This window comes from Variovorax sp. OV084, assembly GCF_900111625.1.
GTDB lineage: Bacteria > Pseudomonadota > Gammaproteobacteria > Burkholderiales > Burkholderiaceae_C > Variovorax.
The window spans coordinates 30,936-53,748 of record NZ_FOII01000013.1; the positions used below are offsets into that span (position 1 = coordinate 30,936).

Consider the following 22,813-nt stretch of genomic DNA (forward strand, 5'->3'; position numbering starts at 1 on the left):
GGTCAGTGAATGTAGTGATCGACGAGCAGCGCCAGGAACAGCACGCTCAGGTGGATCAGCGAAAAGCGGAAGGTCTTGCGCGCCAGCGTGTCGGAGTAGTTGCGCCACAGCGCGAACGCATAGCCGGTGAAGCCGATGCTCACGGCAACGGCAACCGCCAGGTACAGCCAGCCGCTCATGCCGTAGATGAAGGGCATCAGGCAGGCCGCGAACAAGATGAAGGTATAGAGCAGCACCTGCAGCCGCGTGAACTCGTTGCCGTGCGTGACGGGCAGCATCGGAAGGCCGGCCTTGCGGTAGTCCTCCACGCGGTAGAGCGCCAGCGCCCAGAAGTGCGGCGGCGTCCACAGGAAGATGATGAGGAAAAGAATCAGCGCCTCGGGCCCCACGTCGCCCGTCATCGCGGCCCAGCCCAGCACCGGCGGCATCGCGCCCGACGCACCGCCGATCACGATGTTCTGCGGCGTCAACGGCTTGAGGATCACGGTGTAGATCACCGCGTAGCCGACGAAGGTGGCAAAGGTCAGCCACATGGTGAGCGGATTGACCGTGAACCACAGCAGCACCGAGCCGGCAGCGCACAGCAGCGCCGAGAAAATCAGCGCCTGCAGATCGCTGAGCTGCCCGCGCGCCGTGGGGCGCCAGGCGGTGCGCTTCATCTTGGCGTCGATGCCCTTCTCGACCAGGCAGTTGAACGCCGCCGCTGCACCCGCCACCAGCCAGATGCCGATGCAGGCCAGCACGGCGCGCTGCACATCGGCCCACGAAGGCAGGCCGGGCACGGCCAGCACCATGCCGATCAACGCGCAGAACACGATCAGCTGCACCACGCGCGGCTTGGTCAGCGCGTAGAACTGGCGCAGCACATTCGCGGTACTGGTTTGCTGAACGGGGATCGGGGTGCTCACGCGGCGGCCTTCCTTTGGTTGTTGTTGTGACCTGGTGCATTGTCACTGGCGCGCGCAGTCTGCGTTGCCAGGTCGCGCCGGCTCTCGCACAGGGCCCAGGTGAGCACCACGGCCAGCGCTGCGGCGCCGCCGGTATGAAGCACGGCCGCGGCCAACGGCCAGCCGAGCAGCACGTTGCCAAGGCCCGTGGCCAGCTGAAGCAGCGCCAGGCCCGCGAGCCATCGCGCCTGCGGGCGGAGTGTCTCGATGCGGCGCAGGCGCCATGCCAGCACGCCGAGCGCGACGAACACGGCATAGGCCATCAGCCGATGCGCGTAGTGAATCGCGGTGAGCGCGGAAAAATCGAGCGGCTGGCCTTCGCCGGTCACGCCGAGGTGGCGCCAGATTTCGAAGCCCTGCGCGAAATTCATGGCTGGCCACCAGCTGTCCTGGCAGGTCGGAAACTGCGTGCAGGCCAGCACCGCATAGTTGGTGCTGACCCAGCCGCCGAGCGCGATCTGCAGCACGAGCAGCACAGTAGTCGCGATGAGGCCGTTGCGCAGTGCGGGCGACACGGGCGTGGGCAGTCGCTGCGCCGCGCTCTGCTGGTAGCGCACCGCTTGGATGCACAGTAGCGCCAGCAGCACGATGGCGCCCATCAAATGCGTGGTGACGATGGCCGGGAACAATTTCCAGGTGACGGTGAGCGCGCCGAATGCGCCTTGCAAGCTCACGCCAACGAGCGTCGCCGTCGGCCACCAAGGATTCAGCACAACTTGCGCGATGGCAGGTGGAGGCTGCGGCGCGTTGCCGGCCTTGGGCCCGATGGAAGGCCACCAGCGCACCAGCCAGGTCGCCAGGGCCAGCACGAGGATCAGCACGCCGACACCCGTTGCCAGGTAGCGGTGAATCATCTCGACCCAGGCCTTGCTGTGCGTGACGGGGCCAGTCGGCTGGGCGCTCTGCGCCATCGCGATCTCGTGGCGCGCGCCGGCCGGGCTGGCATTACCGTAGCAGCCAGGCCAGTCGGGGCAGCCCAGGCCCGAATCGGTGAGCCGCGTGAAGGCGCCGAACAGCGTGAGATCGAAAGTGAGGAACAGCGTGAGCACAGTCAGCGCATGCAGCCGCCGCGCCGGGCCTGCGCCCGCGTTGCGGCGCCACACCCACACCAGCGGGCCGAGCGCGATCAGCACGCCGGCGGCCATGAGCCAGGCGATGGGCGTCAGATCGTAGAGCGAGCTCGTGTCCATGCGAGGTCTCAGCGGCCCGGTTCGTCCCACGACGCCGAGGCGCGCAGCAGGCGGTCTAGGTCGCGCTTGGCGCGGCCGGCGCCGGCGGCGTCCATGCGGGCGGGGAAACGCATCATCCAGTTGCCCATCGGGTCGACCACGTACAGGTGTTCGGCCAGCGAGCGACCCGACACGGGCGCGAGCCACTTGGCCAGCTGGTCGGCCGGCACGCGCAGCACGGTGGCACCGTGCAGGCCGTTGTTCAGGCGCTCAGGCACGGGAGCGGCGTCGCTCACGAGCCAGACGCGGTCCATGCGGTCTTTCTCGCGGCCCAGGCTTTCGCGCAGTTGCCGCTGCAAGTAGAGCTGCTGCTCGCACAGCGCGTCGCAGGCGGCATCGGCCACGGCCACCAGCAGCCATTGGCCCTTGAGCGTGGCGAAGTCGACCGGAGCGCCGTTGCGGTCGGTGGCGATCAGCTTCGGCAGCTCGTGCTGCGGATCGATCAGCTCGCCATAGACGCTGCGGCCTTCGGGCCGGATCACGTAGTAGGTGAAGTACGAGGCAATGACCGGCGCCGCGCACATCAGCATCACGGCGATCATCTTCCAGCGCCCGACGACCGTGCGCCGGCCCTCCGCACCGTCGAGCGCCTGGTTGGGCGACGGCATCGAATGCACCGTCAGGCCCAGCGGCTCGTCAGAAGCGGCCATCGCGTGCGCGGCGCCTTGAGCGGCGGAAGGGTGTGATGAATTGGAACCAGACATAGAGGATGACGACGAGGGCCGACAGGCCGAACCACTGGAATGCGTAACCGTAGTGCCTCTCCAGGCCCAGCGCCGGGGCCGGCCAGTCGCGCTGCAGGCCCTCGGAAGCCGGTCCGCTCTGCTGCAGCGACACGTCGGTGCGCAGCGGCAGTTTGGTCTCGGCACGGAAGGCCTCCAGGTCGAGATTTTGCCGGATGGGCGAATACCCTTCGGCAGCCGGTGCCGGGGCGGCCGGCGCGGAGGCTGCCGTGGCGGGCGCAGAGGCGGCGGGCACGGGCGTCGGTGCGGACGTTCCCAGTTCCAGCAGATGGCTCGGCGGCGGCTCGATCAGGCCCGTGACCTCGACGATGCCGGCTGGCGTCTCGACCGCGCCCAGCTGCGTGCGATCGACGAAATTGCGCTGGATCCAGCCGCGCTGCACCATCACCGCCTGCTCGGTGCCTTCGAGGGCGAAGGGTGTCAGCACGTAGAAGCCGGGCGTGCCGTGCATCTGGCGGTTGTCGAGGTACACGGTCTGCGTTGGCAGCCAGAGCCCGCGCAGGCGCACCGGACGGTGCAGCGAGTCGGAGGCTTTCTCCAGCGCCAGGAATTCGGCCTGGGTCAGCGCCGGCTTGAGCTTCTGGGCGTCGATGTCGGCCTGCAGCGCTTCCTTCTGCGCGGCGCGCGAGAGCTGCCAGCGGCCTAGCGAAACGGTGGCCGCCACGGTCAGCACGGCGGCGATGGTGATCAGCCAGAAACGGCCCGGGCGGCGCCGGTCTTCGGAATACAAGGGTTCAGGGGTCACTGGAGAGAACGGGGCGTGCGGCCGATAATGCGGGTCATGAAATATTTCGTCGCCCTGGTGTTCCTGGGCATCTTCGCGAGCCTCGCGTTCGCCCTGTACTTCATGCTGAAGGACGGGCGCAACGGGCGCGCCAAGAGCGGCGGCATGGCGCGAGCGCTCACCTTTCGGATCGGCCTGTCGGTGTTTTTGTTCCTCTGCATGCTGCTCGCCTGGAAACTCGGCTACATCCAGCCCACCGGACTCCCGCTCGGCAAGTAGATGGTGCTCGTTCCACGAGAACCATGAAAAAGGCGCCTTACGGCGCCTTTTTCGTGGAATGCCGCGAGGTTCTTCGCTCAAAGCCAATAGACCAGCATGTAGAGGCCGAGCCAGACCACGTCCACGAAGTGCCAGTACCAGGCCGCGCCTTCGAAGCCGAAATGGCGCTCCGGCGTGAAGTGGCCTTTGCGCAGGCGCAGCGTGATGAACAGCAGCATCAGCATGCCGATGAACACGTGCAGGCCGTGGAAGCCCGTCAGCATGAAGAAAGTCGAACCGTAGGTGCCCGAGCTGAGCTTGAGGTTCAGTTCGGTGTACAGGTGGTGGTACTCATAGCCCTGCACGCCCAGGAAGATCATGCCGAGCAGCACGGTGAGCCACATGAAGCGGATCGTCTGTGCACGGTGGCCGGCACGCAGCGCATGGTGGGCAATGGTGAGCGTCACGCCCGAGCTCAGCAGCAGCGCGGTGTTGATCGTGGGCAGCCAGAACGGGCCGACGGTCTGGAAGGGCTCGACGATGCCGGCCGGCGAAGCGGTCGCGCCTGCGGCGACGCTGGGCCACACAGCCTTGAAGTCGGGCCAGAGGATCGCATTGTCCAGGCTGCCGAGCGCGGGCAGCGAATGGGTGCGGGCCCACCACAGCGCGGTAAAGAACGCGCCGAAGAACATCACTTCCGAGAAGATGAACCAGCTCATGCTCCAGCGGAACGAGAGGTCGACCTTGTGACCGTACTGGCCGCTCTCGCTTTCGCCGATGGCGGTGCGGAACCACACGAACAGCGTGCCGAGCCAGATCACCATGCCCGCCAGCAGGGACCACGCGCCCCACTCGTGGCCATTGATCCATTGCGCGGCGCCCAGGATCACGAAGAACAGGCCGATCGCGGCCGAGACCGGATAGGCCGACGGTCCGGGCACGAAGTAGTAGGGCGTGGTGCCGTGGGTGGTTGAACTCATATCAGCTCCTGGCTTTCTTTCTTCTCTCGATTCAATGGATTCTGCTTGCTGTCGCGGAATGCTTTTTCGTCAGTCAGGCTGCGGCCGATGCGACCACATGGCGCACCAGCAGCACCAGCGCGACCACGAAGACGATCACGGCCACGAACGCCACCGCGATGATGTGCAGCGGGTTCAGCTTGCCCAGGTCTTCCTGGTAGGCGCTGTTCTTGCGCACGCCGAAGAACGACCAGCCCACCGCCTTCACTGTGTCCCACAGCGAAGCCTTCGGCCGGGGCCCCGGCTGGTTCTGCGGATCGGTCACGAGCGCGGCTCATTGGCGGTGTTCGAAACGGCGGCCACCGGCGCAGGATTCACACCAGCGGCCACCGGTGCCGCGGGTGTCTTGCCGCCCACTTCGAAGAAGGTGTACGACAGCGTGATGGTCTTCACGTCTTTGGAAATCTTGGGGTCGATCACGAACGCGACCGGCCACTGCTTCTTCTCGCCCGGATCGAGCGTGTACTGGTTGAAGCAGAAGCACTCGAGCTTGTTGAAGTACGGCGCGGCCTGCTGCGGCGCGTAGCTCGGAATGGCCTGCGCCGCCATGCGGCGGTTCTGCACGTTCTGGAACTCGTACATCACCGTGTTGAGCTGGCCCGGGTGCACCTGGATGGTCCGCTCCGCGGGCTTGAAGTCCCAGAGGCCGCCGCGCACGTTGGAGTCGAACTCGACCGTGATGGTGCGAGTCATGTCGACCTGCGTGTTGTCGGGCACGCGCACGTTCTTGCCGCCGCTGGCACCGCCCGGCACCTCGAGTTCGGAGAGCGCGAGGATGTTGATGCCGGTCATCTCGCAGATGGCGCGGTACATCGGCACCAGCGCATAGCCGAACGCGAACATGCCGCAGGCCACGACGGCCAGCTTGCCGACCATGCGGACATTGGCGCGGCGGATGCGTGGACCGAGGCTCATGCGTGTGCTCCCGTTCGTTGCGTGGGTGGCGGTTCAGCGGCCGCTGAACCAGACCATGCGAACGATGAAGCCGATGAAGAACACCACCGCGATGGAAGCCAGCGTGAGCCCCATGCGACGGTTGTTCCTTTTCTGTTCGGGTGTCATCGTGCTTTCGATTCAGTCACCGGGTGATCAGCCGATCACCTTGGTGGCGGTCGCGTCGAGCTTGGGCGGATTCTCGAAGGTGTGGAACGGTGCCGGCGAAGGCACTTCCCATTCGAGGCCTTCGGCGCCTTCCCACGGCTTTTGCGTGGCCTTCTCGCCCTTGCCGCGCATGGTGGGCAGCACGATGAAGAGGAAGAAGTAGACCTGAGCGAAGCCGAAGAAGAAGGCACCGACCGAAGCCACCGCGTTGAAGTCAGCAAACTGCATCGGGTAGTCGGCATAGCGTCGCGGCATGCCGGCCAGGCCCAGGAAGTGCATCGGGAAGAAGGTCACGTTGAACGAGATCAGCGACCACCAGAAGTGCACCTTGCCGCGCGTTTCGTTGTACATCACGCCGGTCCACTTGGGCACCCAGTAGTAGAAGCCCGAGAACATGGCGAACAGCGAGCCGGCCACCAGCACGTAGTGGAAGTGGGCCACCACGTAGTAGGTGTCCTGCAGCTGCGTGTCGATGGGCGCAACGGCCAGGATCAGGCCGGTGAAGCCGCCCATCGTGAACACGAAGATGAAGCCGACCGCGAAGAGCATGGGCGTCTCGAAGGTCATCGAGCCCTGCCACATGGTCGCGATCCAGTTGAAGATCTTCACGGCCGTAGGCACCGCGATCAGCATGGTCGCGTACATGAAGAACAGCTGGCCGGTGAGCGGCATGCCGGTCGTGAACATGTGGTGCGCCCACACGATGAACGACAGGATGGCAATCGACGAGGTGGCGTACACCATCGAGGCATAGCCGAACAGGCGCTTGCGGGCAAAGGCCGGCACCACCTGGCTGATGATGCCGAAGGCCGGCAAGATCATGATGTAGACCTCGGGGTGGCCGAAGAACCAGAAGATGTGCTGGTACATCACCGGGTCGCCGCCGCCTGCGGGGTTGAAGAAGCTGGTGCCGAAGTGGCGGTCGGTCAGCGTCATCGTGATGGCGCCGGCGAGCACGGGCATCACGGCGATCAGCAGGTAGGCGGTGATGAGCCAGGTCCAGCAGAACATCGGCATCTTCATCAGCGTCATGCCGGGGGCACGCATGTTGAGGATGGTGACGATGATGTTGATCGAACCCATGATCGACGAGGCGCCCATGATGTGCATCGCGAAGATGCCGGCGTCCATCGAGGGGCCCATCTGCAGCGTGAGCGGCGCGTACAGCGTCCAGCCGGCAGCGGGTGCGCCGCCGGGCATGAAGAACGAGCCCACCAGCATCAGCGCCGCCGGGATCAGCAGCCAGAAGCTGAAGTTGTTCATGCGCGCGAACGCCATGTCGGAGGCGCCCACCTGCAGCGGAATCATCCAGTTCGCGAAGCCCACGAAGGCCGGCATGATGGCGCCGAACACCATGATCAGGCCGTGCATGGTGGTGAACTGGTTGAACAGCTCGGGGTTCACCAGCTGCAGGCCGGGCTGGAACAGCTCGGCGCGGATCAGCAGCGCGAGCACGCCGCCCACCATCAGCATCGTGAAGCTGAACAGCAGGTAGAGCGTGCCGATGTCCTTGTGGTTGGTCGCGAACACCCAGCGGCGCCAGCCGGTGGGCGCGTGGTGATCGTGATGCTCGTCGTGTGCGTGGTCGCCGGGGACTGCGTGACCGTGGGGGTCGAGGACTGCACTCATTTCGTTGTTCCTTGCAATTTCTTCGTCGCGGGGCGCTGCTGCCGCATCACTTGGCGCGCAGGGCCAGCACTTCGGCCGGCTGCACCAGCTGGCCCGTCTTGTTCGACCAGCTGTTCTTGGTGTACGTGGCCACTGCCGCGAGGTCGGTATCGCTCAGCTGCTTCCAGGAGGGCATCGCGCCGTTGTTCTGTCCGGTGAGCAGCACCGTCAGCTGGATCTTGTGATCGGCGTCGGTCACCTTCGGGGAGCCGTCAAGCGGCTTGATCGGGCCAGCGCCCTTGCCGTTGGCCTGGTGGCAGGCGGCGCAGTTGGCGGCGTAGACCTTCTCGCCGCGCACCAGCATGTCGGGCAGCGCCCAGACCTTGGTCGGGTCGTCGAGCTTGGCGGCGGCTTCCTTGCGCTTAGCTGCCACCCAGGTCGTGTAGTCGGCGGACGAGACCACCTTCACGTGGATGGGCATGTAGGCGTGTTCCTTGCCGCACAGTTCCTGGCACTGGCCGTAGTAGTCGCCCACGGTCTCGGCGCGGAACCAGGTGTCGCGCACGAAGCCGGGGATCGCGTCCTGCTTGAGGCCCAGCTGCGGCACGGCGAAGGCGTGGATCACGTCGTTCGCGGTGGTGATGATGCGGATCTTCTTGTTGACCGGCACCACCAGCGGGTTGTCGACCTTGAGCAGGTAGTCGTCGGGCATCGCGCCCTTGGCGCCTGCGTCGGACATGGCGCGCTGCGAGCTGTCGAGCGTGGAGATGAAGGCTAGGCCCTCGCCTTCGCCGTTCAGGTAGTCGTAGCCCCACTTCCACTGGTAGCCCGTGGTCTTGATCGTGAGGTCGGCGTTGGTGGTGTCCTTCTGGGCCACCAGCACCTTGGTGGCAGGCAGCGCCATCACGATCACGATGAGGAAGGGCACGATGGTCCAGATGACCTCGACCACCACCGATTCATGGAAGTTGGCCGCCTTGTGGCCGACCGACTTGCGGTGCTTCCAGATCGAATAGAACATGACCGCGAACACGGCGACGAAGATGACCGTGCACAGGATCATCATGATCGTGTGGAGCAGATGCTGCTCCTGCGCGATCTTGGTCACGCCGACCGGAAGATTCAACTGGCGCACCGAGGGGCCGCCGGGCAGATCGTTGACTGCGTGCGCCGCGCTGCTGAAAGCCGCGCCGGCCGCCAGCAACAGATTCGCCGGCCTGTACTTATTGCGCCAAATGCTCTTCATCGTGTTCACGTTTCTTCAATTTTTTCGACAAACCCAACCGTGCAGCACTGCGCGAGCCCCCTCAGGCGCCACGCAACGCCATGCGAATCTCGCGGGCCAACGCCGCACGCAACTCCGGGCGTACATAGCGCCCCACCCTGACCGATCGACCCTGCCCCGAGACCTCGATCAGCGAGCGATCGCCGGTCTGGGGTTCGATCCGCACCTGGTGCGGAAGAAATTCCGTGCGTTCGTAGTGCCCGCCGTTCTCGAGCTCCACGACGAGCCGCCCTTCCTGCAGCGCGATCTTTTCGCCGTCGGTCGCATGCCGTGCATAGACCATGAACGCAAATCCGACAGCGGCCAGTTCGAGCCAGGCGAAAGGCAGTACCAGCGGCGCACCGTGCAGCCAGAACAGGGTGCCGATGCCGAGCGATACCACGCACAGCGAGGCGTAGAGCCAGCCCAGCTGGCTCGGCGTCACCGAGCAATTTCGCTTCAGGAACCAGTGGATGCTCTGGCCTGAAACGGTGGCAAATCGAAACACGGAATTCGACACGGGCGAGTTCAGCAAATCGGTGCGTCGACGGTCGCCAAACCCCTCGTACAAACAGGATTCGACACCCCTCGATCGCGGGACAATACCCGCGAGTTTCACGCAACGGCGGATTGTAGCGGGTAGATATCTGCGCCCGAGTGCCCTGTGGGACGCCTACGGGTCACTACTAGTAGGCAAAAAACGGCTCGTGCGCCAAGCGTTTTTGCCGAGCAATCAACAGGCGATCGAACGGGCGATCAAGCGCCCGGACGACCTCGTTGCAGCATCGAGCGCATCTCGCGCAGCGACACCGCGCTTTCGGCCGACAACGACACGCGCGGCGCCGGCTTGAATGCATGGCCGTAGATAACCTCGAAGGTCAGCGCGATGCGCCCGCCTCCTTCTTCGGCCGGCGCGAGCTCGGGTAGCGCCTTCTTCAATGACTGGTGCCAGGCCTTGCCGCGCAGCGCCGCAAAGCGCGCCGGGTGCAGGTTGCGGCCCAGCGTGCGCAGCTCGGCCAGCGCCGCCTCGGGCGTGGCCCAGGTCAGCACGATGCGCTCCATGTCCATCACGGGTTCGGCAAAGCCGGCGTGCACCAGCATGTCACCCCAGTCGTGCATGTCGGTGAACTCATGGCCCGCGGCCGGCCAGCCGAGGCGGGCATGCAGTGCGCGCAGCTCTCGCACCGTGTCGGGCCCGAGGCAGGAGAACATGAGAAAGCCGTCGGTCGCCACCAGCTTGTGCCAGTGCGAAATAAGCGCTTCGGGGTCGGCCGCCATGTGCAGCGACATGTTGGCCCAGAGCAGGTCGACGCCGTCTTCGGGCGGTGCGTCGAAGCGCGCCTTACCGGCTTGCCAGCGGCGCGCGCTCCACCACGGCGCGCTCAGCGCCTGGCCGGTTGCGGCAGCCAGCGCGGGCTCCGGTTCGATCACGAAAGAAGCGGCGTCCTTGTAGCGGCGAGCGACGAGCTCGTGCGCCTCGAGGCCGCTGCGCAGCGGCGCCCAGTCGGCCCAGGTGCGGGGCTGGGCCTTGATCCATTGCAGCCGGTCTTCCATGCGGCGGCCGATTTCCTCGTGCAGCCAGGGGGAGCCGTCGGCAGGCGCAAGCCGGCGCCAGCGGGCCGCCGCCGTGGCATCGATGGTCGGCGGTCGTCGTGAGGGGTCGGTGGCCATGGGGCCGTGAGTATATTGAGGCAATGCTCAGCCATCGGGCCCTGTGGCCTTTCCTGCCTTTCAGGCCTCTCGGGGCCTTCACTTCGCTGCTTGCGCGGCTGCCCAGCCAGTGCGCGGTCTGCCGCGCCTGGCCTTCGCGCCCGGTGTGCGATGCCTGCGTGGCCCGCTTCGCACCGCCCACCGCGCGATGCGGCAGCTGCGCCCTGCCCGTGCCCGAAGGCGTGAGCCGCTGCGGCGATTGCGTGAAGCACCCGCCGCCGCTGGACACCTGCCTCGCGGCCTGCACCTACGCGTGGCCGTGGCCAGACGCCATCGCAGCCTTCAAGTTCCGTGGCGAGGCAGGCTGGGCCGGGCCGTTCGCCACGCTGCTGCGCAGCGCGCCCTGGGTAGAGCCGGCTCTGGAGGCCTGCGACGCCGTGCTGCCGATGCCGCTGGCGCCCGGCCGGCTACGCGAACGCGGCTTCAACCAGGCGCACGAGCTGGCACGGCGGCTGGCACCTTCCAAGACTGACGCCACCCTGCTCCTGCGCACCCGCGAGACGCCCGCCCAGAGCGGCCTTTCGCGCGCCGACCGATTACGCAACCTGCGCGGCGCCTTCGCGGTGGAGCCGCTGCGCGCCGAAAAGCTGCGCGGCCGGCGCCTCGTGCTGGTCGACGACGTGATGACCAGCGGCGCCTCGCTGTTCACGGCCGCCGAGGTGCTGCGGCTGGCCGGTGCGGCCCACATCACCGCCGTCGTGCTGGCCCGGACCGATCCGCCGCGCTGAGCCTTCGATGCGGCGCGCCGACAATGGGCGCATGTTCCATATCGTCCTGGTCCACCCCGAAATCCCGCCGAACACCGGCAACGTGATCCGGCTCGCAGCCAACACCGGCTGCACGCTGCACCTGGTCGAGCCGCTGGGCTTTTCGATGGACGACCGCCTGCTGCGCCGCGCCGGGCTCGACTATCACGAGTACGCCGAGGTCAAGCGCCATGCCGACTGGCAGGCCCTGCTCGCCGCCGAGCAGCCTGCCGCCGATCGCATGTTCGCCCTCACCACGCGCGGCACGCGGGCCGTGCACGACGTGCGCTTCCAGCCCGGCGACTGGCTGGTGTTCGGCTCGGAGACCAGCGGCCTGCCGCCCGCCGTGCGCGACAGCTTCGCCGAGCCGCAGCGCTTGCGACTGCCGATGCGCGAAGGGCAGCGCAGCCTGAACCTCTCGAATGCGGTGGCCGTGACGGTGTTCGAGGCCTGGCGGCAAAACGGCTTCGGCTGAAGCGGTCGCCCCTTCGAACATCAGGGGCACATCCGATCGGCAAGACGCGCCGTATGGAAGACATGCCGGCCGCAAAAGCGACTCGGCATCTGGTCCATCCACCGCCTTGCCCCAAGGAGTCTTGCCATGAATGCCATCAAGTCGATTGCCTTTTCCGCCTTCGCCACGCTCGCCCTCGCCAGCAGCGCCCAGGCCTTCCAGGGTGAACAGAACCCGCTGCCGCCCGCGCCTTTCCAGTCGACGCTGTCGCGCGCGCAAGTGCAGGCCGAAGCGCGCCAGCCGCTGCAGATCAGCAACGGCGGCACCGGCGTGCAGCAGGCCAGGAGCGGCAACGTCGACCGCAACGCGGTGCGCGCCAACGCGCGGAGCATCACCCGCCAAGGCGCCGCGGCCTACGGCGAAGTGACCGACCGCCGGATGTAAGAAGAAAGAGGGAAGGCTGCCGCTTTCTCAGCGGTAGCGGCGCACCACCGACTCGGCCACGCAGGCCGGCTTGGCGGCGCCTTCGAGCTCGATGGTGGTTTCCCAGGTCATCTGGAAGCCATCGTTGGCAATCGCCTCGGAGGTCAGCAGCTTCATGCGAGCCCGCAGACGCTTGCCCACCGGCACCGGCGACATGAAGCGCACCTTGTTCAAGCCGTAGTTCACGCCCATGCGCGACTCGACCACGTCGAGTGCCGTCTCGTAGAAGCGCGGCAGCAGCGACAACGTCAGGAAACCGTGGGCAATCGGCCCGCCGAAGGGGCCGGCCTTGGCTCGCTCGATGTCGACATGGATCCACTGGTGGTCGCCCGTCGCCTCGGCGAACTGGTTGACCTGCTCCTGCGTGATGGTGATCCAGTCGCTCACGGCGACTTCCTGGCCGACGCAGGCGGCGAGATCCTGAAGGGTCTGGAATGTCTTTTTTGTCATGCGAGGCATTCTGGCGTCTGGGGCGCCCGCACGGCTGTCGGGCGGGCGACAACCGGGCTCAGGGAAAACCGGGAGCAGGCTGGCGGCTCAGGCGTCGAGCCATTCGCAGATCGGCTGCCACTGCTCCAGGTCGCGCTGCACACGGCCGGGAGCGATGTCGAACAGCGTGAGCCCGCGCGCCGCGAGCTGCACGTAGTTTTGCGTGTCGCGCAGCTCGCCGATCACCGGCATGCCGAGCCCGGCGATGAACTCGTGGAGCCGGTCGGCCGCCAGCGTGCGGGCGTTCACGCGCATGCCGACGAGGCCGATCTTCGTTTTCTCGGCGCGGCGGTTCTCCTGCAGCCGGTCGAGGAAATCGCGTGTCGCGTAGATGTCGAAGATGCTCGGCTGCAGCGGCACGATCACGCGGTCGGCCAGTGCCAGCACCTCCTTGAAGCGCCAGCCGTGCAGGCCGGCCGGCGTGTCGAGCACCGCGTGCGTGGTGCCGCGCGGCGGCCGCACCACCGTGCTCTCGCCCGTGGCCTCCCAGGTGGCGATGGGCCGGGCCAGCGGCGGGCGCAGGCCCAGCCAGAGCCGCGAAGACTGCTGGCGATCCACGTCGCCCAGCATCACGGCATGACCACGGCTTGCGAAATAGCCCGCAACATTCGTCGCGATCGTCGACTTGCCGACCCCACCCTTGGGATTGGCGACCAGAACCACCGGCATAAAGCTCTCCTCCAGAACTGGGACAGCTGGAATGGTAGTCGCTGGCGCGTTTTTGCCCGACGCATCGGCCCCGACTGAGATATGTTCGCGGGATGACGACAACAACATCCATGGGAAATCCCGCCGACAGCTCCGGCGGCAATTCCAGCGGCATCTACGTGCTGGCGGCGCACCCGCACTGGCGCGACTCCCGAGTCAACCGCCGCATGCTCGCCGCCGCGCGCGCCGTGCCCGGCGTCGACGTGAACGACCTTTACGGCAGCTACCCCGACTTCGCCATCGACGTCGAGGCCGAGCAGGCCCGGCTCGCCCAGGCCAGCCTCGTGGTGCTGATGCACCCGATCCAGTGGTACTCGATGCCCGCGCTGCAGAAGCTCTGGGTCGACGACGTGCTCAGCTACGGCTGGGCCTATGGTCCCGGCGGCACGGCCCTGCAGGGCAAGGACCTCTGGCTGGTCGCCACCACGGGCAGCCCCGAAGCGAGCTACCACCCGCAAAACTACCACCGCTATTTCTTCGACGCCTTCCTGCCGCCCTACGAGCAGACCGCCGCGCTGTGCGGCATGCGCTTTCTGCCGCCGCTGATCTTCTACGGCGCGCGCAGCGCCAGCGAGGCGGATGTGAAGTCGCATGTCGAAACCTTCGCCCAGCGCCTGGGCAGCTACCCCGACTGGCCCGAGATCGAGGAGATCGACGCCTGCGTGGCCTGCCCCGTGCCCGAGAGCGACCGGCCGGCCGAGGTCGATGAGCTCGACAAGGCGGCGGCCAGCGCCTTCCATGCCGCCGTGACCCACGGCCTTGCGAACGCCTCCGCAGACAACCACGGCAAGAAGGCGGCCTGAGCATGGAACACGCACCCGCCTGGCTGACCAGCAGCCTTATCTATCTTGGCGCCGCCGTGCTGGTGGTGCCGCTTTCGAAGGCCCTGGGCCTCGGCTCGATCATCGGCTACCTCGTGGCCGGCATCGCCATCGGCCCCTGGGGGCTGGGGCTCGTGTCCAGCGTCGAGGACGTGCTGCATTTCGCCGAGTTCGGCGTAGTGCTGATGCTGTTTCTCGTGGGCCTCGAACTCGAACCCAAGCGCCTGTGGAGCCTGCGCCGACCCATCTTCGGCTGGGGCGCCGCGCAGGTGCTGAGCTGCGCCGTGGTGCTGTTCGCCGTGGGCTGGGCCGTGGGCGCCGAATGGCGCGTGGCGCTGGTGGCCGCGCTGGGCCTGGCGCTGTCGTCCACCGCCATCGCGCTGCAGGTGTTCGGCGAACGCAACCTGCTGAAGACGCCCAGCGGGCAGGCCGGCTTCTCGATCCTGCTGTTCCAGGACGTGGCGGCCATCCCCATCCTCGCGCTGCTGCCGCTGCTTGCCGGCGCCACCGCGGCCGAACAGTCGATCACCGGGCTGGAGCGGGCTCTGGAAGCCGCAAAGATCCTCGGCGTGATCGGCGGCATCATCCTCGGCGGCCGGCTGCTGCTGCGCCCCATCCTGCGCTGGATCGCGCGCAGCGACACGCCCGAGATCTTCACCGCCGCCGCCCTCTTGCTGGTGGTGGCCATCGCGGCGCTGATGCAGCTGGTGGGCCTGTCGATGGCGCTCGGCGCCTTTCTCGCCGGCGTGCTGCTGGCAGAAAGCGAATACCGGCGCGAGCTCGAAACCGACATCGAGCCCTTCAAGGGCCTGCTGCTGGGCCTGTTCTTCATCGCCGTGGGCATGTCGATCAACTTCGGCGTGCTGATCGCGAGCCCGTGGGTCATGGCGATGCTGGTGGTCGGCTTCATGGTCATCAAGCTGGTGGTGATCTATTCGCTCGCCAAGGCGATGGGCATCGCCTACCAGGAGCGGCCCGTGTTCACGCTGTTGCTCGCGCAGGGCGGCGAGTTCGCATTCGTGGTGTTCCAGGCCGCGGGGCCCGATGTGCTGCCGCCCGAGATCACATCGCTGCTGATCGGCGCAGTGGCGCTGTCGATGCTGCTGTCGCCGCTGCTGCTGGTGCTGCTCGACAAGTTCGTGCTGCCGCGCTACAGCCGCAACCAAGGCCCGCAGCTCGAAGAAATTTCGGAGCAGCAGGACGCCAAGGTGCTGATCTGCGGCTTCGGCCGCTACGGCCAGATCGTCGGGCGCATGCTGATGTCGCAGGGCCTGCGCGTGACGGTGCTCGACCACGACGCCGACACCGTCGAAGGCCTGCGCCAGTTCGGCTTTCGCGTGTTCTACGGCGACGCCACCCGGCTCGACCTGCTGCGCACCGCAGGCGCCGGCACGGCCAAGGCCATCGTGGTGGCGGTGGACGACATCGAGCAGTCGCTCGAAATCGTCGATCTCGTGAAGGAGAACTTTCCGCAGGCCCGCATCATCGCGCGGGCGCGCAACGTGACGCACCTGTTCCAGCTGCGCGACCGCGGCGTGACGGAGGTCGAGCGCGAGGTGTTCGAATCGTCGCTGCGCAGTGCCCGTGCGACGCTCGAAGCGCTGGGCTGGCCGGCGCATGAAGCGCGCGAATCGACGATGCGCTTTCGCCGCCGGAACATCAAGCTCAGCGACGAGATCTATCCTCACTACAAGGACCGCGCCAAGCTGATCGCCGCCAACAAGGCCGGCCGGCAGCAGTTCGAAGAACAGATGGCGCGCGAGCGCGAGGAGCGGCAGCGCCGCTCTGGGCGCGACTGGGACCGGCTGGACGGCGAGGAAACCGCGCCGAAGGAAGAAGCGGACGCGTAGCGACCGCGCCGCCGGTCAGGCCGCCAGCTTCAGCAGCCTGACCGCATTGCCCTTCAGGATGCCCGGCATCACCTCGGGCTTGAACCCCGCCGCCTCGAAATCGCGCATCCAGCGGTCGGGCGTGATCAGCGGGTAGTCGCTGCCGAACAGGATGCGATCTTTCAGCAGCGTGTTGGCGTACTGCACCAGCTGCTTCGGAAAGTACTTGGGACTCCAGCCCGACAAGTCGATCCACACGTTCGGCTTGTGCGTGGCCACGCTCAGCGCCTCGTCCTGCCAGGGGAAGCTGGGGTGCGCCATCACGATCTGCATGTCGGGGAAGTCGATGGCCACGTCGTCGAGGTGCATCGGGTTGCTGTATTCGAGCCGCAGCCCGCCGCCGCAGCGCATGCCCGAGCCGATACCGCTGTGGCCGGTGTGGAAGATAGCCGGCAGGCCGTACTCGGCAATCACTTCGTAGATGGGCCAGGCCATCTTGTCGTAGGGGTGGTAGCCCTGCACCGTCGGGTGAAACTTGAAGCCCTTCACGCCGTGCTCCTCGATGAGCCGGCGCGCCTCGCGTGCGCCCATCTTTCCCTTGTGCGGATCGACGCTGCCGAAGGCGATCATGATGTCGCTGTTCTTCTGCGCGGCCTCGGCGATTTCCTCGTTCGGGATGCGGCGGCGGCCCATGTTCGATTCGGCGTCGACCATGAACATCACCAGGCCGATCTTTCTTTCACGGTAGTACGCCACGCTCTCCGCAATGGTGGGCCGGCCGCTGGAGCCGAAGTACTTATCGGCGGCGCGGTCGTATTCCTCGCCGTAGTTGTCGAAAGGGTTCCAGCAGCTCACCTCGGCGTGGGTGTGGATGTCGATCGCAATCAGGTTCTGGTGGTCCATGTGTTTGTCTCCAGTACGGGTAAGTCCCTAGCATCGGGCAGGTCCAAATGCCTTGAATTGATTATTTCTCATAACCATAATCCAACGCAACCCCGAACACCATCATGACCAATCCAGACCTTCACATCGAGCTCCGCGACGAAGTCGCCATCGTTCGCCTGACGCGCGGCACCAAGCGCAACGCGTTGTCCGACGGCCTGATCCTCGCGCTGCGCGACACCTTCGAGAAACTGCCTTCCACGGTGCGCGCCGCGGTGATCGACGGCGAAGGCCCGCATTTCTGCGCCGGCCTCGACCTGAGCGAGCTGAAAGAGCGCGACGCCGGCCAGGGCCTGCAGCACTCGCGCATGTGGCACGCGGCGCTCGATCTCATCCAGCATGGCCCGGTGCCGGTAGTAGCGGCGCTGCACGGCGCGGTGGTCGGCGGCGGGCTCGAACTGGCCGGCGCCTGCCACATCCGCGTGGCCGATCGCAGCACCTTCTACGCACTGCCCGAAGGCTCGCGCGGCATCTTCGTGGGCGGCGGCGGCTCGGTGCGCATTCCCAAGCTGATCGGCGTGGCTCGCATGACCGACATGATGATGACCGGCCGCGTCTACAACGCCGAGGACGGCGAGCGCGCCAACTTCGCGCAGTACCTGGTCGACGAAGGCACGGCCTTCGACAAGGCCTTCGAACTCGCCAAGCGCATCGCCACCAACGCGCCGCTGACCAACTACGCGCTGATGCACGCACTGCCGCGCATCGCCGAGCAGTCGGCCGACCACGGCTTCTTCACCGAAGCGCTGATGGCCGGCATCGCACAGGCCGCCCCCGAAGCCAAGGAACGCGTGCGCGACTTCCTCGAAGGCCGGGGCGCGAAGGTGAGCAAGACATGACCGCCATCCGATACCGCCCCCTGGCCTTCGGCGTGACGCGCGCCGTGCTGCGCGACGGCGCACCGGGCACGCAGTACCTGACCGCCGAGACGCAGCTCGAAACCTACCGCGAGCGCATGACCGACCGCCTCGCGCACTGGGCCGAGACCACACCCGATCGCACCTTCATCGCCCGCCGCGAACGGCTGGCCGACGGCAGCACCGGCGACTGGATCCGCGTGAGCTACGCGGAGGCGCTGCAGAAGGCCCGCGGTATCGGACAAGCCCTGTTGAACCGCGGCCTGAATGCCGAGCGCCCTGTGGCCATCCTCAGCGAGAACGGCATCGATCACGCGCTGCTCGCACTCGGTTGCCTCTACGCCGGCGTGCCCTACTGCCCCGTGTCGCCGCCCTACTCGCTCGTGAGCCAGGACTTCGAGAAGCTGCGCCACGTGTTCGACACGCTGACGCCGGGCCTCGTGTTCGCCACCGATGCCGCGCGCTACGGTCGCGCCATCGCAGCCGTCGTTCCCGCCGAAACCGAAGTCGTCATTGCAGAAGGCCAGCTCGAAGGCCGCGCCACTACCTCGCTCGACGCTCTGGCCTCGACACTCGCCACGCCGGCCATCGACGCGGTCATGCAGTCGACCGGCGCCGACACCATCACCAAGTTCCTCTTCACCTCGGGCTCCACCAAGATGCCCAAGGCCGTGATCAACACGCACCGCATGTGGTGCGCCAACCAGCAGCAACTGCGCCAGTCGATTCCAGCGCTGGGCGAAGAGCCGCCGGTGCTGGTCGACTGGCTACCCTGGAACCACACCTTCGGCGGCAACCACAACGTGGGCATCGTGCTGGACAACGGCGGCACGCTCTACGTCGACGACGGCAAGCCCACGCCCGGCGGCATGGCCGAGACGCTGCGCAACCTGCGCGAGATCGCGCCCACCATCTACTTCAACGTGCCCACCGGCTTCGAGGCCATCGCGCACGCCATGGAAACCGACGCGGTGCTGCGCCGCAACCTGCTGTCGCGCGTGAAGATGTTCTTCTACTCGGGCGCCGCGCTGTCGCAGCCCGTGTGGGACAGCCTGCACAAGACGCAGGAGTCGGAAGTCGGCGAGCGCATCGTCATGGGCACCGGCCTCGGCATGACCGAGTCGGGCCCCTTCGCGCTCTACGTGACCGGCCCCGACGTGAAGTCGGGCGACGTGGGCCTGCCCGCACCCGGCATCGAGCTCAAGCTGATCGACGTCGACGGCAAGACCGAGGTGCGCTACCGCGGCCCCAACATCACGCCCGGCTACTGGCGCGCGCCCGATGCCACGGCCGAGGCCTTCGACGACGAAGGCTTCTTCTCCACCGGCGACGCCGTGAAGTGGATAGACGACGGCAACATCCACCGCGGCCTGCGCTTCGACGGCCGCATCGCCGAAGACTTCAAGCTCGCCACCGGCACCTTCGTGAGCGTGGGCCCCATGCGCGCGAAGATCATCGCGGCCGGCGCGCCATACGTGCAGGACGCGGTGCTGACCGGCATCAACCTGAAGGAAGTCGGCGCGCTGATCTTCCCTACGCAGAAGGTGCGGCAGCTCGCCGGCCTGGCCCCCGACGCCACCATGCAGCAGGTGCTCGAAAGCGCACCGGTGCAGGCGCACTTCCAGCAGGTCGCCGACACGCTGGCCGCGAGCGCCACCGGCAGTGCCAACCGCATCGCACGGCTGCACCTGATGGCCGAGCCGCCGTCCATCGACAAAGGCGAAGTGACCGACAAGGGCTCCATCAACCAGCGCTCCGTGCTCAAGCACCGCGCCGCGCTGGCCGATGCAATGCACGACGGCACCCTGCCCTTCACCGTCAAGCCCCGCTAACCCATCCAGGAGACACAAGAATGAAGATCGAAGGACAAGCCGCCCTCGTCACCGGCGGCGCATCGGGCCTCGGCGAAGCCACCGCACGCGAACTCGCCCGCCTGGGCGCAAAGGTCGCCGTGCTCGACCGCAATGCCGCGCTGGCAGAGAAAGTCGCAGCGGAGATCGGCGGCGTCGCCTGCGTCTGCGACATCACCGACACCGACAGCGTGAACGCCGCGCTCGACAAGGCCGAGGCCGCGCACGGCACCGCGCGCATCCTGATGAACGTGGCCGGCATCGGCAGCGCCAAGCGCATCGTCGGCAAGGACGGCAACCCCGCGCCGCTCGAAGACTTCGTGCGCGTGGTCAACATCAACCTGATCGGCGGCTACAACATGGCGCGCCTTTTCGCCGCGCGCTGCGCGAAGCTCGATGCGCTCGACAACGGCGAAAAAGGCGTGATGCTCTTCACCGCCTCGGTCGCCGCCTTCGACGGCCAGGTGGGCCAGCAGGCCTACAGCGCCTCCAAAGGCGGCCTGGTCGGCATGACGCTGCCGATGGCGCGCGACCTTGCGCAGCACGCCATTCGCGTGTGCACCGTGGCGCCTGGCCTGTTCGCCACGCCGCTGCTGCTGGAGCTGCCCGAGGCGGTGCAGCACTCGCTGGCAGCATCCATTCCCTTCCCGCCGCGCCTGGGCAAGCCCTCGGAGTTCGCCGAGCTGGCCTGCCACATCGTCACCAACGGCCACCTCAACGGCGAGGTGATCCGCCTCGACGGCGCACTGCGCATGGCGCCGCGCTGAGCCGCACCTTTTCGCGTTCCCAAGTTCTCGCCTCACAACGTATCAGGAGACATCGATGACCTTCAAGAAGACCACCCTCGCCGCCATGCTGGCGCTCATGGCCACCGGCATGGTCGGCATGGCCCATGCCGACATCACCATCGGCGTGGTGCAGCCGCTCACGGGCCCCGCCTCGGGCCTGGGTATTCCGGTGAAGAACGGCATCATGATCTGGCCCAAGACCATCGCGGGCGAAACGCTGAAGGTCGTCGTGCTCGACGATGCCACCGACCCGACCACCGGCGTGAAGGACGCGCAGCGCCTCGTCACCGAAGACAAGGCCGACGTCATCGTCGGCTCCAGCGCCACGCCGGTCGCCATCCCGATGGCCGACGTGACAGCCGAAGCGGGCACGCCGCAGATCTCCACCGCACCCGCCGGCCTGCCGCCGGGCAAGGACAAGTGGTTCTTCCGCCTTCCGCAGTCGAATGACGTGATGGCCTTCGCGGTGGTCGCGCACATGAAGAAGCAGAACGTGAAGACGGTCGGCTTCCTCGGCTACACCGACGCCTACGGCGAGCTGTGGCTGAAGGCGCTGACCGCAGAAGCGGCGAAGAACGGCATCAAGATCGTCGCCACCGAGCGCTTCGCGCGCGCCGACACCAGCGTGACCGGCCAGGTACTGAAGCTCACGTCCGCCAACCCCGATGCGATCCTGATCGTGGCCTCGGGCAGCGGCGCCGGCATGCCGCAAAAAGCAGTGATGGAGCGCGGCTACAAAGGCAAGGTCTACCAGACGCACGCCGCCGCCACGCAAGACCTGATGCGCACCGCCGGCAAGGACGCCGAAGGCACCTTCGTGGTGTCGGGCCCCGCCACCGTGGCGGAGCAACTGCCCGACAGCCACCCGTCGAAGGCCGCCGCGGTCGCTTTCGTGCAGGGCTACGAAAAGGTTTATGGCCCCGGCTCGCGCAACCAGTTCGCCGGCCATTCGGCCGATGCGCTCACTGTGCTCGAGAAGGCCGTGCCGGTCGCGCTCAAGAAGGCCAAGCCCGGCACGCCGGAATTCCGCGCCGCGCTGCGCGACGCGCTCGAAAGCATGGGCCGCACGGTGCTCGCGCACGGCGTGCTCAACTGGACGGCGCAGGACCACTGGGGCTACACGACCGAGACCGGCGTGATGCTCAAGGTGGTGAACGGCGCCTTCAAGGTCGAACAGTAATCCTTCGCCACGACCGCACGCCATGGATCTTTCAATCGCCAGCATCCTGACGCTGGACGGACTCACCAATGGCGCGATCTATGCCCTGCTGGGCATGGGCATCGTGCTCGTCTTCACGGTGACCCGCGTCATCTTCATCCCGCAGGGCGAATTCGTGGCGTACGGCGCGCTGACGCTGGCGATCTTCCAGACCGGCAAGACGCCGGGCACGGTGTGGCTGCTGCTCATATTGGCCGGTGTCGCCGCGCTGATGGACCTGGCCACCACCTGGCGCCACAGCGGCAGCGCGGCGAGCGGGCTGAAGGCGGCGCTGCGCACGTTCGCCCTCCCCGCCATCATTTGCGCGGTGTCGGCCTGGGCTGGTCCGCGCAACCTGCCGATCGGCGTGCAGGCCCTGCTCACGGTGTTCATCGTCACGGCCTTCGGGCCGCTGGTGTACCGCGTGGCGTACCAGTCGCTGGCTGGCGCGAGTTCGCTGGTGCTGCTGATCGTCTCGGTGGGCGTGCACTTTGCGATGACCGGGCTGGGTCTGCTGTTCTTCGGCGCGGAGGGTTTTCGCAACCCGCCGTTCTGGGACGAACGCATGGCGCTCGGGCCGCTCAACGTGAGCGGGCAGGCGCTGATCATCTTCGGCGTATCGGCCGCGCTGATCGTGCTGCTGTGGCTGTTCTTCGAGCGCAGCTTGTATGGCAAGGCGCTGCGGGCCACGGCGGTGAACCGGCTGGGCGCTCGGCTGATGGGCATCTCGACGCAGGCGGCCGGGCAGCTCACCTTCGCGATGGCGGCGCTGATCGGTGCCCTCTCGGGCCTGCTGATCGGGCCGACCACCACGGTGTTCTACGACTCCGGTTTTCTCATCGGCCTGAAGGGCTTCGTGGCTGGTGTGATCGGCGGTCTCGCCAGCTATCCAGGGGCGTTGCTTGGCGCACTGGCTGTGGGCGTCATCGAGGCCTTCGGCTCGTTCTGGGCCAGCTCGTTCAAGGAAGTGATCGTGTTCACCATCATCCTGCCTGTATTGCTGTGGCGCTCGCTGACCAGCGGCCATTCGGACGAGGAGCATTGA

The 22,813-nt window shown here is 66.9% G+C and carries 26 protein-coding genes; 11 read left to right on the forward strand and 15 right to left on the reverse strand.

Annotation, left to right across the window (positions count from 1 at the left end; genetic code table 11):
* Positions 1 to 2: 2 nt before the first annotated feature.
* Genes cyoE through BMW87_RS25290 form a run of 4 tightly spaced genes read right to left on the reverse strand, consistent with a single transcriptional unit; the run spans position 3 to position 3,664 of the window.
* On the reverse strand, positions 3 to 908 hold the full coding sequence (gene cyoE, locus BMW87_RS25275) for a heme o synthase (protein WP_093057635.1): 906 nt from the start codon (positions 906 to 908) through the stop codon (positions 3 to 5).
* Positions 905 to 2,137 (reverse strand): COX15/CtaA family protein, encoded by a 1,233-nt coding sequence (locus tag BMW87_RS25280; protein ID WP_093079513.1) that lies wholly within the window; start codon positions 2,135 to 2,137, stop codon positions 905 to 907. The genes cyoE and BMW87_RS25280 overlap by 4 nt, the downstream gene beginning before the upstream one ends.
* Positions 2,138 to 2,145: 8 nt before the next feature.
* The gene (locus BMW87_RS25285; RefSeq protein WP_093079515.1) at positions 2,146 to 2,826 is read right to left on the reverse strand and encodes a hypothetical protein; all 681 of its coding nucleotides are present in this window, start codon (positions 2,824 to 2,826) and stop codon (positions 2,146 to 2,148) included.
* Positions 2,813 to 3,664, reverse strand: coding sequence for an SURF1 family protein (locus tag BMW87_RS25290; RefSeq protein ID WP_093079518.1), 852 nt, complete (start codon positions 3,662 to 3,664; stop codon positions 2,813 to 2,815). Before BMW87_RS25290 ends, BMW87_RS25285 begins: the two co-directional genes overlap by 14 nt.
* A gap of 27 nt (positions 3,665 to 3,691) precedes the next feature.
* Between BMW87_RS25290 and BMW87_RS25295 the strand changes: the two genes are divergently transcribed.
* Complete coding sequence (locus tag BMW87_RS25295; RefSeq protein ID WP_093057631.1) at positions 3,692 to 3,922, forward strand: twin transmembrane helix small protein; 231 nt, start codon at positions 3,692 to 3,694, stop codon at positions 3,920 to 3,922.
* A 77-nt stretch (positions 3,923 to 3,999) separates the two neighbouring features.
* Here BMW87_RS25295 and BMW87_RS25300 read toward each other — a convergent pair whose 3' ends face one another.
* From BMW87_RS25300 to BMW87_RS25330, 8 genes are all read right to left on the reverse strand, one after another.
* Positions 4,000 to 4,881, reverse strand: coding sequence for a cytochrome c oxidase subunit 3 (locus BMW87_RS25300; RefSeq protein ID WP_093057630.1), 882 nt, complete (start codon positions 4,879 to 4,881; stop codon positions 4,000 to 4,002).
* A 73-nt stretch (positions 4,882 to 4,954) separates the two neighbouring features.
* Positions 4,955 to 5,185 (reverse strand): DUF2970 domain-containing protein, encoded by a 231-nt coding sequence (locus tag BMW87_RS25305; protein WP_093079520.1) that lies wholly within the window; start codon positions 5,183 to 5,185, stop codon positions 4,955 to 4,957.
* The gene (locus BMW87_RS25310) at positions 5,182 to 5,835 is read right to left on the reverse strand and encodes a cytochrome c oxidase assembly protein (protein WP_093079523.1); all 654 of its coding nucleotides are present in this window, start codon (positions 5,833 to 5,835) and stop codon (positions 5,182 to 5,184) included. The genes BMW87_RS25305 and BMW87_RS25310 overlap by 4 nt, the downstream gene beginning before the upstream one ends.
* Before the next feature lie 33 nt (positions 5,836 to 5,868).
* Positions 5,869 to 5,982, reverse strand: coding sequence for a cytochrome oxidase small assembly protein (locus BMW87_RS35375; protein ID WP_019656111.1), 114 nt, complete (start codon positions 5,980 to 5,982; stop codon positions 5,869 to 5,871).
* A 27-nt stretch (positions 5,983 to 6,009) separates the two neighbouring features.
* Entirely contained in the window at positions 6,010 to 7,650 is a 1,641-nt protein-coding gene (ctaD, locus tag BMW87_RS25315) for a cytochrome c oxidase subunit I (protein WP_093057627.1), read from the reverse strand.
* 46 nt (positions 7,651 to 7,696) lie between these two features.
* Positions 7,697 to 8,875 (reverse strand): cytochrome c oxidase subunit II, encoded by a 1,179-nt coding sequence (gene coxB / locus BMW87_RS25320; RefSeq protein WP_093079525.1) that lies wholly within the window; start codon positions 8,873 to 8,875, stop codon positions 7,697 to 7,699.
* A 61-nt stretch (positions 8,876 to 8,936) separates the two neighbouring features.
* The gene (locus tag BMW87_RS25325) at positions 8,937 to 9,413 is read right to left on the reverse strand and encodes a DUF2244 domain-containing protein (RefSeq protein ID WP_093057649.1); all 477 of its coding nucleotides are present in this window, start codon (positions 9,411 to 9,413) and stop codon (positions 8,937 to 8,939) included.
* 236 nt (positions 9,414 to 9,649) lie between these two features.
* Positions 9,650 to 10,564, reverse strand: a complete 915-nt coding sequence (locus BMW87_RS25330; RefSeq protein WP_093079528.1) for a class I SAM-dependent methyltransferase — start codon at positions 10,562 to 10,564, stop codon at positions 9,650 to 9,652.
* Positions 10,565 to 10,587: 23 nt separating this feature from the next.
* Here BMW87_RS25330 and BMW87_RS25335 point away from each other — a divergent pair, with 23 nt between their 5' ends.
* The 3 genes from BMW87_RS25335 to BMW87_RS25345 all read left to right on the forward strand — a co-directional run bounded on the left by BMW87_RS25335 (position 10,588) and on the right by BMW87_RS25345 (position 12,247).
* On the forward strand, positions 10,588 to 11,331 hold the full coding sequence (locus BMW87_RS25335; RefSeq protein ID WP_093079530.1) for a ComF family protein: 744 nt from the start codon (positions 10,588 to 10,590) through the stop codon (positions 11,329 to 11,331).
* 31 nt (positions 11,332 to 11,362) lie between these two features.
* Complete coding sequence (gene trmL / locus BMW87_RS25340; protein WP_093057648.1) at positions 11,363 to 11,824, forward strand: tRNA (uridine(34)/cytosine(34)/5-carboxymethylaminomethyluridine(34)-2'-O)-methyltransferase TrmL; 462 nt, start codon at positions 11,363 to 11,365, stop codon at positions 11,822 to 11,824.
* Positions 11,825 to 11,950: 126 nt separating this feature from the next.
* Complete coding sequence (locus BMW87_RS25345; RefSeq protein ID WP_093057623.1) at positions 11,951 to 12,247, forward strand: DUF4148 domain-containing protein; 297 nt, start codon at positions 11,951 to 11,953, stop codon at positions 12,245 to 12,247.
* 27 nt (positions 12,248 to 12,274) lie between these two features.
* Here the strand turns inward: BMW87_RS25345 and BMW87_RS25350 are convergent, their stop codons facing one another.
* Both BMW87_RS25350 and BMW87_RS25355 read right to left on the reverse strand, forming a co-directional pair.
* Positions 12,275 to 12,745 carry a MaoC family dehydratase gene (locus BMW87_RS25350; protein WP_093057622.1) on the reverse strand — a complete coding sequence of 157 codons (471 nt, stop codon included), beginning with the start codon at positions 12,743 to 12,745 and terminating at the stop codon, positions 12,275 to 12,277.
* A 78-nt stretch (positions 12,746 to 12,823) separates the two neighbouring features.
* Positions 12,824 to 13,444: a ParA family protein gene (locus BMW87_RS25355; protein WP_093079532.1), complete on the reverse strand. Its 621-nt coding sequence runs from the start codon at positions 13,442 to 13,444 to the stop codon at positions 12,824 to 12,826.
* A gap of 92 nt (positions 13,445 to 13,536) precedes the next feature.
* Here BMW87_RS25355 and BMW87_RS25360 point away from each other — a divergent pair, with 92 nt between their 5' ends.
* Entirely contained in the window at positions 13,537 to 14,286 is a 750-nt protein-coding gene (locus tag BMW87_RS25360; RefSeq protein ID WP_093079534.1) for a glutathione-regulated potassium-efflux system oxidoreductase KefF, read from the forward strand.
* A 2-nt stretch (positions 14,287 to 14,288) separates the two neighbouring features.
* Positions 14,289 to 16,154: a glutathione-regulated potassium-efflux system protein KefC gene (kefC, locus tag BMW87_RS25365; RefSeq protein WP_093057619.1), complete on the forward strand. Its 1,866-nt coding sequence runs from the start codon at positions 14,289 to 14,291 to the stop codon at positions 16,152 to 16,154.
* Between the two features lie 15 nt (positions 16,155 to 16,169).
* Here kefC and BMW87_RS25370 read toward each other — a convergent pair whose 3' ends face one another.
* Complete coding sequence (locus tag BMW87_RS25370) at positions 16,170 to 17,036, reverse strand: amidohydrolase family protein (protein WP_093079537.1); 867 nt, start codon at positions 17,034 to 17,036, stop codon at positions 16,170 to 16,172.
* 104 nt (positions 17,037 to 17,140) lie between these two features.
* Between BMW87_RS25370 and BMW87_RS25375 the strand changes: the two genes are divergently transcribed.
* The 5 genes from BMW87_RS25375 to BMW87_RS25395 are packed head-to-tail and all read left to right on the forward strand — an operon-like array spanning position 17,141 to position 22,813.
* Positions 17,141 to 17,914, forward strand: a complete 774-nt coding sequence (locus BMW87_RS25375; RefSeq protein WP_093079539.1) for a crotonase/enoyl-CoA hydratase family protein — start codon at positions 17,141 to 17,143, stop codon at positions 17,912 to 17,914.
* On the forward strand, positions 17,911 to 19,764 hold the full coding sequence (locus BMW87_RS25380) for a feruloyl-CoA synthase (protein ID WP_093079542.1): 1,854 nt from the start codon (positions 17,911 to 17,913) through the stop codon (positions 19,762 to 19,764). The genes BMW87_RS25375 and BMW87_RS25380 overlap by 4 nt, the downstream gene beginning before the upstream one ends.
* Positions 19,765 to 19,784: 20 nt before the next feature.
* Positions 19,785 to 20,549, forward strand: coding sequence for an SDR family NAD(P)-dependent oxidoreductase (locus BMW87_RS25385; protein ID WP_093057615.1), 765 nt, complete (start codon positions 19,785 to 19,787; stop codon positions 20,547 to 20,549).
* Between the two features lie 55 nt (positions 20,550 to 20,604).
* Positions 20,605 to 21,750: an ABC transporter substrate-binding protein gene (locus tag BMW87_RS25390; RefSeq protein WP_093079544.1), complete on the forward strand. Its 1,146-nt coding sequence runs from the start codon at positions 20,605 to 20,607 to the stop codon at positions 21,748 to 21,750.
* Between the two features lie 22 nt (positions 21,751 to 21,772).
* Positions 21,773 to 22,813 carry a branched-chain amino acid ABC transporter permease gene (locus BMW87_RS25395; protein WP_093079547.1) on the forward strand — a complete coding sequence of 347 codons (1,041 nt, stop codon included), beginning with the start codon at positions 21,773 to 21,775 and terminating at the stop codon, positions 22,811 to 22,813.